Source organism: Saccharothrix deserti (assembly GCF_009769385.1).
GTDB classification, from domain to species: domain Bacteria; phylum Actinomycetota; class Actinomycetes; order Mycobacteriales; family Pseudonocardiaceae; genus Actinosynnema; species Actinosynnema deserti.
The window spans coordinates 121,506-135,101 of record NZ_VKAB01000011.1 but is presented as its reverse complement, the minus strand read 5'-3'; the positions used below and the strand labels follow the sequence as shown (position 1 = coordinate 135,101).

Below are 13,596 nucleotides of genomic sequence, written 5' to 3'. Positions count from 1 at the left end.
TTCCGCCCGGCCCTCGACCGGGTGCCGGGCGGAACGGGGCGGTGTCTCACCCCCTTCGTCGCCACACCGCGTTCCTCGGAGGCAGGCACATGAGCCAGAGCACCCACCCGTCCCCTCTCCGCATCCGACCCACCGCGGCCATGCCGCTGGTCGCCCGGCTCCGCCTGCTGGGCGACCGGGACCTCGGCGTGGGCAACTTCCTCGACCGCGCCCACCGGGTCAGCCCCACCCGGGACGAACCGTTCCTGTTCGCCCAACGGCCCGACGGGACGGTCGAGCCGCTGAGCCTCGACCGGCTCGTCGAGATCCGCACCGCCTACGCCGCCCACTACCACGCGGCGGGGGTGCGCAAGGGCGATCCCGTCGGCGTGTACCTCGGCGAGGGCGTCGAGTCCTTCCTCCACTTCCTCGCGCTCAGCTCGCTGGGCGCGATCGCCACCCTGGTCAACGGCCGGATGGACCCGGACATCGCGGCGGCGTACCTGACCCGCGTCGGCGCGGTGGGCGTGGTCGCCGACGCGCGCAGGCTCGGCGCGTTGCAGGACAGCGGCGCGCTGCCGGAGTCGGTGCGCTTCCGGAGCGTGGCCGAGCGGATGCCCGACCGGGACGCCGACCCGCGCGACCTGCCCGCGCTCTACCCGTACCCGCCGGGCGACGAGGACCCCGTCATGCTCTGCCACACCTCCGGCACCACCGGCCCGCCGAAGTCGGCGATCTTCGCGCACCGCCAGTTCTTCCTCGGCAAGCGGCACCGGTTGTGGACGTTCCCGTCCGCACGCGGCAACCGGATGCTCTCCGCGCTGCCCCAGTCGCACTCGGCGGGGATCAGCTACCTGATGACGGCCACCCTGCTCGGGTTGCCCACGCTGGTGATGGCCGACTCGTCCGGGAAGGCCGTGCACGCCGCGATGCGCTGGTTCCGGCCGATGATCGTGGTGGCCTTCCCGCAGACCTACGCCGAGCTGGCCGCGATGGACCTCGACCGCGCGGGCACCGCGGCCGTGCACAGCTGGATCAACACCGGCGACTCGGCTCACGAGGCGCACATCAAGGCCCTCATCAGGCACGGCCACCGGCCCGGCCGCGGCGGTGGCAGGGCCGGTTCCCGCTTCATCGACGGCCTGGGGTCCTCGGAGATGGGGATGGCGCTGTTCCGCAAGGTCAGCGAGCCCGAGCGGGACGACTACGACCGCTGCGTCGGCACCCCGGTCGGCGTGGTCCGGCGAGCAACCGTCCTCGACGACGACGGCCGCGAGCTGGGCCCCGGCCAGGTGGGCAGGCTCGGCGTCCGCACGCCGACCCGCACACCGGGCTACTGGAACAACTCCGAGCTGACCACCAAGTCCTCCACGTCGGGCTACTGGCTGACCGGCGACGTGGTCTACCGCGACCGCAAGGGCCGCTTCTTCCACCTCGACCGGGTGCCCGACGTGATCCACGGCGCGGACGGGCCGGTGCACAGCCTGCCCCTGGAGGAGGCGATCCTGGCGAGCTGCCCCCAGGTCACCGACTGCGCGGTGGTCGCGGTGCGGGCGCCCGCGCCGGAGACCGGGCACGTCCCGTTCGCCACGGTCAAGCTGCGCCCGGACGAGCCCGCGCCCGACGACCTGCTGGGCGTGCTCAACGCCGCGCTCGACCGCAAGGGCCTGGCCCGGTTGAGGGGCGCCGTCGTCGCCGCCGAACCCGCCGACTTCCCCACCGGCGCCACCGGCAAGGTGCTCAAGCGGCAGCTGCGGGAGCGGTTCGCCGACGTGCTCGACCGCCAGGACCGGGACCGCGCTGCCGTCTGACGGCGCACTGCGAGACGCACTGCCGGACGCACTGCCATAGGAGAACCATGACCGACACCATCCAGCCCCTCGACGTCTCCGGCGTGACCGGCGCGGGAGGCCGCGGCGACGTGCCGCCCGCGGTCCGCATGTACGAGATGCTCTACAGCTCCCTGGTGAGCCAGCTGCTCATCGCGGTGGCCGAGCTCGGCGTGGCCGACGCGGTCGGCGAGGCGCCCACGCACGTCGACGACCTCGCCAAGGCCACCGACAGCGACCCGCACGCGCTGTACCGGGCGCTGCGCGCGCTGGCCAGCGTGGGGGTGTTCACCGAGGTCGTCCCCCGGCACTTCGCGCTGACCCCGCTGGCGCGGACGCTGCGCTCGGACGTGCCCGGCTCGATGCGGAGCCTGGCCCGCTACGTCGGCCTGCCCGAGCGGCAGCGGTCCTTCGGCGCGCTGGCGCACAGCCTGCGCACCGGCAAGCCCTCGTTCGACCACGTGCACGGCCAGGACTGGTGGAGCTACTTCGCCGCGCACCCGGAGCTGGCGAGCATGTTCAACAGCGCGATGTCCAGCATGGCCAGGATGGTCAACGGCGCCACCCTGGAGTCCTACGACCTGTCCGACGTGCGGACCCTGGTGGACGTGGGCGGCGGCAAGGGCACCCTGGTCGCGACCCTGCTGGAGCGCTACCAGGAGATGCACGCGGTGGTGTTCGACCTGCCGCGCGTGGTGCCCGAGGCGGCCGCGCACCTGGACGCCGCCGGCGTGAGCGGCCGGGTCCGGTGCGTGGGCGGCAACTTCCTGGAATCGGTGCCCGCCGGTGGCGACACCTACGTGCTGTCCTGGACCATCCACGACTGGGACGACGAGGACTCCGTCACGATCCTGCGCAACATCCGCGACGTCCTGCCCCCGGACGGCCGCCTGATCATCATCGACGAGGTCCTGCCGGAGGGCGACGTGCCGCACTTCGGCAAGTTCGAGGACATCGTGATGCTCACCCTGCTGACCGGCCAGGTGCGCACCGAGGCGGAGTTCATCACCCTGTTCGAACGGGCCGGCCTGCGCCACGTGGAGACCCGGCCCACCTCGTCGCCGACCAGCGTCATCGTCGCGGTCCGCGACTGACAGTCCCTCCCGAGCCCCGGGTCCGGTCGGCCGGCCCGGGGCTTCGGCGTTCCGGCGCGCGGTCGGCCGGACAGCGGAACGGCCCGTGCCCTGTGGGGAGGCACGGGCCGTTCCCTCATTCCGTCACTGCTCCAGGCAGAACTCGTCGATCGGGTAGCCGACGTGCCGGTCCTCGGCGGGCAGGTAGCCCAGCACGACGTCGCCCGGCCGCAGCTCCGTGCTGTTGAGGACCACCCCGCCCGGACCGAGGACGCGCACGTGCCAGTCGTCCTGGAGGATCAGGTTCACCGCGCGGCCGTCGGAGGACACCGCGTCCACCGAGATCAGCGGGCGCGTCTCGATCTTCACCCGGCCCACGGTGACCAACCTGGTCTGCCCCTTGATGTCCACCGCGAGCACCTTGCTGCCCGCCCTCAGCTCGCTGAGGTAGTTCGTCCGCGAGTCCTTGGACAGGGTGTAGGAGTGGATCGCACCGGCGTTGACCCGGAACGGCCGGGTCGGCATGTACGGCAGCGGGTGGGTCTCGCTGACGCACAGGATCATGCCCTTGGAGTGCGAGCCGACCAGGATGCCCTCGTCCTCGCGGAAGTACGTGCAGGTGTCCACGCACGCCCGCTCCCCCATGCCGATGTGCTCGGTGGCCGTCACCCTCAGCTCCACCAGCTCCAGGTCCGGGGTCGTCGTGTTGGCCGAAGCCTTGAGCGCGGTGGCGTCGCCGACCTCGGCCGGCGCCATCATCACCCCGTCGGAGCCGAGTTCGAGCACGCCGAAGATGATCCCGGCCTCCTCGACGTCCGCCGCCACCGTGACGATGTTGCCGGTGGCGCCGGCCGCCGCCGCGATGACGATCTCCAGCGGGATCTTCGTGGGGTCGCGGAACAGCAGCAGGCTCCACGGCTCGGTGCGCGCGGACTGGCAGGCCAGTTCCAGCGTGGGCGCGTCGACGATCTCCACGAACCGCCCGAACTCCACCCCCGGGAACCGGGTCCGCAGCTCCGCGGGGTGCCCGTGCCGATCCGGGTCCACGATCACCACGTCCGCCGGGCCGAAGTCCTCCGGCAGCGGGAGGTCGTGCGGGAAGAGGACCTTGCGCACGGTCGGCGGCAGCCCGACCAGGTCGGCCGGGTCGGCGGCCACCACGCCGTCGATCCGCTGGTGCACCGCCTCCTCCAGGACCGCCGCCCGGGTCTGCTCCGGTACGGCGCGGACATCCAGCCAGCACAGCTTCATCGTGGTCTCCTCGACAGGTGGGTTATTCGGGGATGCCCGCGGCGAGCCGGGGCTCGGGCGCGGTGGCCTTGGACCGGTGCACGACGCCCGCCACGGCTCGGGCCCGTGAACCGGGGTCCGGCGCCTGGAAGATGTTGCGGCCCATCGCCACGCCGATCGCGCCGGACGACAGGACGTCCTCCACATAGGACATGACGCTGGGCGTGTCGCCGCGCTGCGGGCCGCCCGCCACGATCAGCGGCACGGGGCAGGCCGCCACCACGTCGGCCATCGCGAGCGGTGAACCCGCGTACACCGACTTGACGATGTCGGCGCCGAGGTCGGCGGCCAGCACCGCGGCGTGCGCGATGAGCGCCGGATCCCTGGGGTCGGTGATCCGCGGCCCCCTCGGGTACATCATCGCCAGCAGCGGCACGTTCCAGCGGTCGCACGCGTCGGCCACCGCGGCGAGGTCGGCGATCTGCCGCCGCTCGCTGTCGGAGCCGATGTTGACGTGCACGCTCACCGCGTCCGCACCCATCCGCAGTGCTTCCTCCACAGTGGACACCAGGTACTTGGCGTCCGGGTCGGGCGCGTGCATGGTGCTGGCGCTGAGGTGCACGATCAGCGCGGTGTCGGTGAACGACCGGGCGTCCAGGTGCCGCAGGCTGCCCTTGTGCAGCACCACCGCGTCCACCCGGCTGGCGGCCAGCTGCGAGACCAGTTCGGACAGGCCGTGCCTGGAGGCGATCGGCCCGTCGGTCACCGAGTGGTCCAGGGGGACCACCAGGAGCCGGTCCTGGACGTGCCGGAACAGCCTCCGCAGCCGGACGTGGCTGCCGAACGATCTGTTGGTCATCACCACCGTGTCCTTTCCGTCGTCACGCCGGGGTCATGGATTCGAAGCCGTCGCGATCGAGGTCGAACGCCCGGTGCAGCACACCGACCGCCTCGACCAGCCGGTCCGCCGCGATCAGCACCGAAGTGCGCTGCTGGGTGGTGGACACCCAGATCGGCGCCACCCCGATCGAGCCGAGCGCGGAGAGCATGCGCGCGGTGTGCTCGGGCCGGTTGAGCAGCCCGGTCCCGACGACCGACAGCTTGCCGACCGGTTCGTCGAGGCGGATCTCGCAGTCGAACCGGCCGACCAGCTCGGCCAGCGCCTCCTGGGCGGCGCGCAACTGCCCGCGGTGCACGGCCACGCCCATCACCAGGCCCGGGTCGGCGTGGCCGGTCCAGGCCACCATGTCCACCGACACGCGGCGCCCGGCCAGCTCGGCGAGCAGTGCCACGGCCAGGTCGGGCTGCGGGCGGCTGGTCTGCCTGACCCGGACCAGGGCCACCTCGTGGTCGTGTGCGATGGCGGTGACGAACCCGGTGGTCTCGATCATCTGCTGGCTGCTCCGTCCCAGGATGGTGGTGCCGGGTGATCGGCCGAACGAACTTCGGACCACGATGCGGACCCCACCGACCGCGGCCAGTTCCACCGCGCGCGAGTGCAGCACCTGCGCGCCGGCGAACGCCATCTCGGCCATCACGTCCGCGTCGATGGTGGGCAGCACCCGTGCCCCCGCGACGATGCGCGGGTCGGCGGTGAACACGCCGTCCACGTCGGTGCAGATCTCGCACGAGGAGGCGCCCAGCGCGGCGGCCACGGCCACGGCGGTGGTGTCCGACCCGCCGCGCCCCAGCGTCACGACGTCACCGCGCCCGTTGACGCCCTGGAAGCCCGCGACCACCACGACGTCCCCGTTCGCGGCGTGGGCGCGGATGCGCGTGGTGTCGATGGCCTCGATCACGCCGGCGCCGTGCCGCCCCACGGCGGTGATGCCCGCCTGCGCCCCGGTGAGGGACACGGCGGGCACGCCCAGCTCGTGCAGCGCCATGGCCAGCTGCGCGGCCGAGGCGTTCTCGCCCACGGCCAGCAGTTGGTCGGTCTCGCGCGGGGACGGCGCGGTGGCCACCTCCGCCGCGGCGTCCAGCAGTCGGTCGGTGGTGTCCCCGCGCGCCGAGACGATCACGACGACCGGTGTTCTGGCGGTGTGCACGGCGCCCACGGCGGTCGCCACCGCGCGGATCTTGTCCACCGTGGCGACCGAACTGCCGCCGTACTTCTGGATGATCATGCTCATCGCACCCTCGCACCGGAATCGGGCAGGCGGTCAAAACCTGTTCTACACAGGGCTTTCCTCGTGAGGATCACGGGAACGCGGGATGTTGGCCCGCCATCACCGGAATGCGTGCCGCGAAACCGTTGTGCGCGCTGAATCACGCGAAGACGTGATGCCCGGTCCGTCCGCGGCCGGTGAAGCTCGACGTGCGGACGTGCGTCAAGACCCAGTCAGCGGACCAGGCCGGTACGGGGGCGGAATGTCTTCCATTGACGTGAGATCGGCGATCTGCGTGATCGGCGCCGGACCGCGCGGACTCTCGGTTGTCGAGCGCCTGTGCGCCAACGCCGACGTCACACGCGGCCGGGTTGTGGTGCACCTGATCGACCCCTACGTCGATTCCGGAGGTCGCGTCTGGCGCACCGACCAACCCGGTGAACTGCTGATGAACACCATCGCCTCGCAGGTCACCCTGTTCACCGACGACAGCGTGGAGTGCGTCGGGCCGATCGTGCCCGGCCCGAGCCTGTACGACTGGGCGACGGGCCTGCGGCTGGTCGGGGAATTCGACGACTACCCGGAGAACGTGCGCCGTGAGGCCCGCGAACTCACCCCGGACTCCTATCCCTCGCGCGCCTTCTACGGCCACTACCTGAAGTGGGTGCTGCGCCACCTGGAGGTCAACGCCCCGATCGGCGTGGGCATCGTGCGCCACCGGGCCACCGCGATCTCGGTGGAGGACGACGAGGACGGCACCCAGGTCGTCGTCCTGGACAACGGCCAAGTGCTCTCCGGACTGGTGTCGGTGGTGCTGGCCCAGGGACACGTCGACATGCCGGCCGAGTCCGGCGTGCACCGGTTGCGGGAATTCGCCGCCACGCACGGCCTGCGCTACTTCGCGCCCGGCAACCCCGCCGACGCCGACCTCGACACCATCCCGCCCGGCGAGGCGGTGGCGTTGCGCGGAATGGGCCTGAACTTCTTCGACTACATGGCCCTGCTGACCAGAGGACGGGACGGCCGGTTCACCGAGGGGCCCGACGGGGAGCTCGTCTACCACCCGTCCGGTCGTGAGCCGCGCCTGTACGCCGGGTCGCGGCGAGGCGTGCCCTACCACTCCCGCGGGGAGAACCAGAAGGGCGCGTCGGGCAGGCACGAGCCGCTGTTCCTCACCCCGGCCGTGATCGCCGAGCTGCGCGCCCACGCCGACGACGGCCGCGCTCCGGAGTTCCGCCGCGACGTCTGGCCACTGGTCTCCCGCGAAGTGCGCGCGGTCTACTACTGCACGCTGCTCGCCGAACGGGGCCGCACCGCCTCGGCGGCCCGGTTCCTGCGGAAGTTCACCGCCGACCTGTCCCCGGCCGCCGAGGACGACCTGCTCGACCGCTTCGGCATCCCGCCGGCGCTGCGCTGGGACTGGGAGACCATCGCCCGCCCGTACGGCTCCCGGGTGTTCACCGGGCCGGACGACTTCCGCGACTGGCTGGTGGAGCACCTGCGCGACGACGTCGCCCAGGCCGTGCTCGGCAACGTGCGCGGACCGCTCAAGGCGGCGCTGGACGTGCTGCGGGACCTGCGCAACGAGGTGCGGCTGGTCGTCGACCACAGCGGGATCAGCGGTCGCTCGTACCGGGCGGAGCTGCAGGAGTGGTACACCCCGCTCAACGCCTTCCTGTCGATCGGGCCGCCGGTGAGCCGCGCCCGGGAAATGATCGCGCTGATCAGGCACGGTGTGCTGACCGTGCTCGGCCCCGGTACCCGGATCGAGCCGGACCCGCTGGGCACGGGGTTCGTCGCGCTGGCCACCGGTGTGCCGGGGTCGGTGGTGCGCGTGGGCACGCTGATCGAGGCCCGGCTGCCCGAGGTGGACGTGCGGCGCACGACCGACCCGGTGATCCGCGGCCTGCGCCGGGGTGGCCGGTGCGCCCCCTACCGCATCCCGGACCGGATGGACGGCGACTACGAGACCGGCGGTCTGGCGGTGACCCGTCGGCCGTACCACGTGCTCGACGCCGACCGCAGGCCGCACCCGCGCCGGTTCGCCTTCGGCGTGCCCACCGAGGCGGTGCACTGGGTGACCGCGGCCGGCGTGCGACCGGGGGTGAACTCGGTGATCCTCGCCGACGCCGATGCCATCGCCCGCGCCTGCCTGGCGCTGGGCCGGCCCGCCGTGCCCTACCGGCGGCTCTACCTCACCCGGCACATCCCGTTGGCCTGGCTGCCGACCAGCTGCGCCCCCGTCCCGACCGCGCGGAGGACACGATGACGTTCCCGGACACCGACACCGGTCTGCTCTCGCCCGTCTGGGCGGGCACCGGAGCCGACCGAGAGGTGGGTGACCGCGCCTGGGTGCAGGCGATGCTGGACGTGGAGGTGGCCCTGGCCAGGGCCCAGGCCCGATTGGGGATCATCCCGGCCGAGGCGGCCACCGCGATCGCGGAGGCCGCCCGCGCCGACTGCTTCGACATCGCCGCGCTGGCCGTGGCGGCGCGCGAGGCGGCCAACCCGGTCGTCGCCCTGGTGGGGCTGCTCACCGCGGCGGTGGCCGCGCGCGCCCCGTCCGCCGCCGAGTACGTCCACCGCGGCGGCACCAGTCAGGACATCCTGGACTCGGCCGCGATGGTGCTGACCGCGCGGATGGCCGACCGCGTGCTGGCGGACCTCCGCCGCGCCGCCGCCGCGGCGGAGACGCTGGCCGAGGAGCACCGCGACACCCCGATGGCGGGCCGCACGCTGACCCAGCACGCCGTGCCCACCACGTTCGGGCTCAAGGCGGCGGGCTGGCTGACGCTGCTGGTGGACTCGGTCGCCCGGGTGCGGGTGCTCACGGAGACCGGGTTGCCCGCCCAGCTCGGAGGCGCGGCCGGGACGCTGTCGGCCTACACCGAGTACGCCGGTCGCGATCCCGGGCGTGCGATGGCGGTGCTGCCGGTCTTCGCGGCGCAGTTGGGCCTGGTCGAACCGGCCGTGCCGTGGCACTCGCTGCGCACCCCGTTGGCCGACATCGCGGCGGTGTCGTCGTTCGTGACGGGCGCGCTGGGGAAGATCGCGGTGGACGTCCAGGTGATGTCGCGGACCGAGGTCGGCGAGGTGGCCGAGCCCGCCGCCGACGGCCGCGGCGCGTCCTCGGCGATGCCGCAGAAGCGCAACCCGGTGCTGTCCACCCTGCTGGTCTCCGCCGCCCGGCAGGTGCCGACGCACGCCTTGGCGCTGACCCAGGCGCTGGTGTCCGAGGACGAACGCGCCGCCGGCGCGTGGCACGCCGAGTGGCAGCCGCTGCGCGAGTGCCTGCGGCTGACCGCGGGCGCGGCGCACACGGCCGCGGAGCTGGTGCGCGGCCTGGAGGTCTTCCCCGCCCGGATGCGCGCCAACCTCGACCTGACCGGCGGGGCGATCGTCGCCGAACGGCTCAACGCGGTGCTGGCCCCGCAGCTCGGCAAGGCCACCGCGAAGCGCGTGCTGGCCCGGATCTCGCTGGCCGCCGCCGCGGGCAAGGGCCGCTTCGAGGTCCTGCTGCGGGAAGCGCCCGAACTCGCGGACCTGCCCGTGAACGCCGCCGCGCTCCTCGACCCCGCCGAGTACCTGGGCGCGGCGAGGCTGCTGGTGGACCGGGCCCTCGACCGCTACCGCAAGCAGAGTTGAACCCCTCGCGCCCCACCCACCTCGGGGGCAGGTGGGGCCGGGTCCTCCGGTCAGCGTCCGGGCAGCCGGATCGACTGGGCGTGGTGGAAGACGTCCCTGGGGTCGAAGCGGGCCTTGGTCCGTTGAAGACGGGCGTAGCCACCCTTGAAGTACAGCTGGTGCCACGGCACGCCGGAGGTGTTGAGGCGCGGGTCGCCGAGGTCGACGTCGGCGTAGTTGATGAAGCAGCCGTCGGTGTCGGCGTTGACCACCGGGACGCCGCCGGTGTCGGCGTACACCGAGCGGTAGAACCGCTGGTGCCAACCCAGGTGCACGCCGTCCTCGGCGGCCTCCGACCAGGCCGTGCCCCACAGCAGCTTGAGCACCGAGTCGCGGTGCGGCTCGGCGGTGGCGTCCGGCGCGGTCGAGTTGACCCGGCCGCCGTAGGAGGCGATCGACACCGCGAAGCCGAGGTGCGCGTAGTCGGTCTCGGTCAACGCGCGGTAGAAGGCGTCGATCTGCGCGGTGGTGAACCCGCGGCGGTGGTAGCTGGACTTGTACTTGTACCGGTCCGTCGGGCTGCTCACCCACAGGCCCTGCCAGCCGGTCGAGTGCAGCCACGGCAGCTTGCGGTCGTCGGTGACCAGCTTCCGCACGCCCACCCCCGCGTCGACCTCGGCGAGGAAGGAGTCCAGCAGCGCGCGGGCGTCGGGACGGGTGGCGTCCACCTGCACGATCATGTGCACCGGCGCGCTGACCTTGGTGCTCAGCTCCAGCCGCGCGAACAGACCCGCGTACGGCGAGTCGGCGGCGCTGTTGCGCTCGTGCCAGGTGCCGTAGTTGCGCAGCAGCCGGGTGAACCGCGCCTTGGTCATCTCGTCCCAGTTCCACTCCACGCGGTGGATCCACACCTCCGACGGCGGCGCGGGCAGCAGCCTGGACGGGTCGGAGCCGGTGGCGCCAGGGGTGCGGAACCAGAACCGGGTGGCGATGCCGAAGCTGCCGCCGCCCCCGCCGGTGTGCGCCCACCACAGGTCGCGGTTGGGGTCGTCGGGCGCGTTGGTGGCCACGACCGCGCGGGCGGTGCCGCCGGCGTCGACCACCACCACCTCGACCGCGTGGAGGTGGTCCACGATCAGCCCGTGCGCCCGGCTGAGCTGGCCGTACCCGCCGCCGGGCACGTGCCCGCCGACGCCGACCGAGTAGCAGGAGCCGCCGGGCAGGGTCACGCCCCAGCGCTTGAACAGCGTGGCGTACACGCTGCCCAGCGTCCCGCCTGCTTCGACCACCACGGCGTTGCGCTTGCCGTCGAAGTCCACACCGGACATCCGGGACATGTCCACGATGACCTGGGTGTCCGCGCTGTCGACGAAATCCTCGTAGCAGTGGCCGCCGGACCGCACGGCGATCCGGCGGCCACTGGACACCGCGTCCTGCACCGCCCGCACGACCTGCTCGGTCGTGGTCGGCAGGTACACGCACTCCGGGTTGCTCACGAACCGCTGGTTCTGGCCGCGGGACAGCGCCGGGTGCCGCGGGTCGTCGCGCAACACCGTGAGCGGCTCCTCGGCCACCCCCGGCTGGGCCACGGCGACCGCCCCCGAGAACCCCGGCAGCACGAGCGCGGCGCCGCCGAGCGCCGAGGTGCCGGCTAACAGCGAGCGTCGGGACAGCTTCCCCATCAAGTTCCTCCACGAAGTAGGCGGACGCCGACCCCAGTGCGGCACCCGCGTTCCCGGGATCCTCCGGCCGTGTGGCCGTGCGCCTGGCGCGCCCCCCTCCGAGAACGCGTCAAGGATCTTGATTACTCGTCGGGCGGGCATCCCGTATTCACGTGATGTTCGATCCGCCGTCCAGCACTGTGACCAGCGGCGATCGACCTATCACGGACAGTGAGACCCGCCGTGTCCCTTCCGGTCATGCGGCTTGTCCGCCGCGGTCGAGATGCTCACCGAACTCGGCATCGAACCCGCGATCGCGACGACGAGCCGCGATCTGCTCCTGTGCCTGACCGGACAATGACGATGGGCACGCGGGCGCAGCCGAGCCGCCGGCACCCCTGGAGTCGCTACGGGCGCAGGGCCAGCAGCGCCTTCTTGTCCGGCTTGCCGCTGGGCGCGATCGGCACCGCGGCCACGGTCGTCACCGTCGCGGGCACGGCGTCGGGGCCGAGTTCGGCGGCGACCAAGGCACGCAGCTCCTCCTCATCGGGCGACGCCCCGGCGCGGGCGACGACGAACGCGTGCGCGGCCTCACCGGTGCGTTCGTCGGGCGCCCCCACGACGTAGGCCTGGTCGACGTCGGGGTGCGAGGCGAGGGCCTTCTCGATCGGCCCCACGTAGTGCACGACCGCGTTCACGATCACCACGTCGCGCGCCCGTCCGGTCAGGTGCAGGAAGCCGTCCTCGTCGAGGTGGCCCAGGTCGCGCGTGCGGATCCACCCGTCCCGCATGATCTCCGCCGTGCGCTCCGGCTCGTGCCAGTAGCCCAGCAGGGCGTTGGCGGTGCGCACCACGACCTCCCCGGTCACGCCCACGGGCAACTCGGCGCCGTCCTCGTCGACCACCCGCACTTCCACACCGACCCACGGCCTGCCCACCGACTCCACGGCGCCGGGGTGCTTCCTCACGTCCTCGGCGGTCAGCAGCGACAGCATCCCCGCCTCGGTCTGGCCGTAGGCCTGGTGCACCACGTCGCCCAACACCCCGACCGCCTCGGCGAACCGGTGCGGCGCCAGCGGCGAGCCGGCCACGAGCAGCACCCGAAGCGTGGAGACGTCCACCTCTTCGGTGCGCAGCACGTCGAGGACGTGGTGCAGCCGAGGCACGGTCAGCAGGCACGCGGTGGCGCGCAGCCGCCCGAAATCCCGCGGCAGGTCCGGCGCACCTTCCGGGATCACGGCCGTGCCGCCGGTGAGCAGGCACAGCGCCAGGTGTTCGAACATCACGGCGCTGGCGAGGGTGCCGAACAGCAGGAACCGGCCGTAGCCCGCGGCCAGCGCCCTCGTCCGCCCGGTCCACCGCGCGGGCTGCCACGCCCAGTTCGCGGTCATCGCGGCGTAGGTGAAGGCGGCACCCTTCGGCACGCCGGTGCTGCCGCTGGTGAACGTCACCACGGCCACGTCGTCCGACCTGCCCGCCGGTGCCGGTTCCTCCCCCTCGGCCGGCAGGTCGTGCTCCAACACGACGACCCGCGCCGCCGACGCCGCCTCGCGCAGCGACGGCGCGTCGGTCGTGGCGTCCACCACCAGCACGTCCACGTCGCCCACCACGTGCGGCAGGTGCGCGGCGGGCAGCCCCGGCCGCACCCCCACGACACGACAGCCCAGCACCTGCGCGGCGATCAGGGCGGCGAAACCGTCCGCGGTCACGCCGGTGGCGACCGCCACGCCACGCCCCGGCCCGGCACCCGCCTCGCGCAGCGCACGGATGGTGCGGCGGACGAGGTCGAGCACCTCGCCTCGGGTGGTGACGCGAGCGCCGCGCTCGAACGCGGGAGCGGCCGGGTCACGGGCCAGTTCGTCGAGCAGCGCCTGGGGGAAAACGGGCTCGTGCGACACGACGTCTCCGATCTCTCGTCAAGATTCCCTACCACCACCCGGCTGCCCGATCAAACATCGACAGCGCACCGACAGAAATTGCGACCATTCGGAGCACCGGACATGTCGGAATAATCGTATCCACTACACCCAATTGCATGTGATGTAGATCACATTGAACATTGCTAGCGGTGTTGTTTAAGCCTCAACTAGCT

At 72.6% G+C, this 13,596-nt stretch carries 9 protein-coding genes; 4 read left to right on the top strand and 5 right to left on the bottom strand.

The window, feature by feature from the left end; all coding sequences use genetic code 11:
* The first annotated feature begins 89 nt into the window (after positions 1-89).
* A complete protein-coding gene (locus FM051_RS20200; RefSeq protein WP_158845599.1) occupies positions 90-1,790 on the top strand; it encodes an AMP-binding protein in 1,701 nt (566 codons plus the stop codon).
* A 47-nt stretch (positions 1,791-1,837) separates the two neighbouring features.
* Entirely contained in the window at positions 1,838-2,902 is a 1,065-nt protein-coding gene (locus tag FM051_RS20195) for a methyltransferase (protein WP_158845596.1), read from the top strand.
* A gap of 123 nt (positions 2,903-3,025) precedes the next feature.
* On the opposite strand, the gene FM051_RS20190 is transcribed toward FM051_RS20195, so the two are convergent.
* Genes FM051_RS20190 through FM051_RS20180 form a run of 3 tightly spaced genes read right to left on the bottom strand, consistent with a single transcriptional unit; the run spans position 3,026 to position 6,237 of the window.
* Complete coding sequence (locus tag FM051_RS20190) at positions 3,026-4,132, bottom strand: 3-dehydroquinate synthase II (RefSeq protein WP_158845593.1); 1,107 nt, start codon at positions 4,130-4,132, stop codon at positions 3,026-3,028.
* Between the two features lie 22 nt (positions 4,133-4,154).
* Entirely contained in the window at positions 4,155-4,970 is an 816-nt protein-coding gene (locus FM051_RS20185) for a 2-amino-3,7-dideoxy-D-threo-hept-6-ulosonate synthase (protein WP_202918935.1), read from the bottom strand.
* A gap of 22 nt (positions 4,971-4,992) precedes the next feature.
* Positions 4,993-6,237, bottom strand: a complete 1,245-nt coding sequence (locus tag FM051_RS20180; protein WP_158845587.1) for an aspartate kinase — start codon at positions 6,235-6,237, stop codon at positions 4,993-4,995.
* A gap of 244 nt (positions 6,238-6,481) precedes the next feature.
* Between FM051_RS20180 and FM051_RS20175 the strand changes: the two genes are divergently transcribed.
* Together FM051_RS20175 and FM051_RS20170 are read left to right on the top strand one after the other, a co-directional pair.
* Complete coding sequence (locus FM051_RS20175; protein WP_158845584.1) at positions 6,482-8,488, top strand: FAD/NAD(P)-binding protein; 2,007 nt, start codon at positions 6,482-6,484, stop codon at positions 8,486-8,488.
* A complete protein-coding gene (locus FM051_RS20170) occupies positions 8,485-9,864 on the top strand; it encodes a class-II fumarase/aspartase family protein (protein WP_158845581.1) in 1,380 nt (459 codons plus the stop codon). The genes FM051_RS20175 and FM051_RS20170 overlap by 4 nt, the downstream gene beginning before the upstream one ends.
* 50 nt (positions 9,865-9,914) lie before the next feature.
* Here the strand turns inward: FM051_RS20170 and FM051_RS20165 are convergent, their stop codons facing one another.
* Together FM051_RS20165 and FM051_RS20160 are read right to left on the bottom strand one after the other, a co-directional pair.
* A complete protein-coding gene (locus tag FM051_RS20165) occupies positions 9,915-11,525 on the bottom strand; it encodes an FAD-binding oxidoreductase (RefSeq protein ID WP_158845577.1) in 1,611 nt (536 codons plus the stop codon).
* 386 nt (positions 11,526-11,911) lie between these two features.
* Positions 11,912-13,402, bottom strand: coding sequence for a class I adenylate-forming enzyme family protein (locus tag FM051_RS20160; RefSeq protein WP_158845574.1), 1,491 nt, complete (start codon positions 13,400-13,402; stop codon positions 11,912-11,914).
* Positions 13,403-13,596: the final 194 nt, after the last annotated feature.

Excerpts from the sequence above, each read along its gene's own strand:
- FM051_RS20200 (WP_158845599.1), top strand. The coding sequence starts at position 90 with ATGAGCCAGAGCACCCACCCGTCCCCTCTCCGCATCCGACCCACCGCG.
- FM051_RS20195 (WP_158845596.1), top strand. The coding sequence starts at position 1,838 with ATGACCGACACCATCCAGCCCCTCGACGTCTCCGGCGTGACCGGCGCG.
- FM051_RS20190 (WP_158845593.1), bottom strand. The coding sequence starts at position 4,132 with ATGAAGCTGTGCTGGCTGGATGTCCGCGCCGTACCGGAGCAGACCCGG.
- FM051_RS20185 (WP_202918935.1), bottom strand. The coding sequence starts at position 4,970 with ATGACCAACAGATCGTTCGGCAGCCACGTCCGGCTGCGGAGGCTGTTC.
- FM051_RS20180 (WP_158845587.1), bottom strand. The coding sequence starts at position 6,237 with ATGATCATCCAGAAGTACGGCGGCAGTTCGGTCGCCACGGTGGACAAG.
- FM051_RS20175 (WP_158845584.1), top strand. The coding sequence starts at position 6,482 with ATGTCTTCCATTGACGTGAGATCGGCGATCTGCGTGATCGGCGCCGGA.
- FM051_RS20170 (WP_158845581.1), top strand. The coding sequence starts at position 8,485 with ATGACGTTCCCGGACACCGACACCGGTCTGCTCTCGCCCGTCTGGGCG.
- FM051_RS20165 (WP_158845577.1), bottom strand. The coding sequence starts at position 11,525 with ATGGGGAAGCTGTCCCGACGCTCGCTGTTAGCCGGCACCTCGGCGCTC.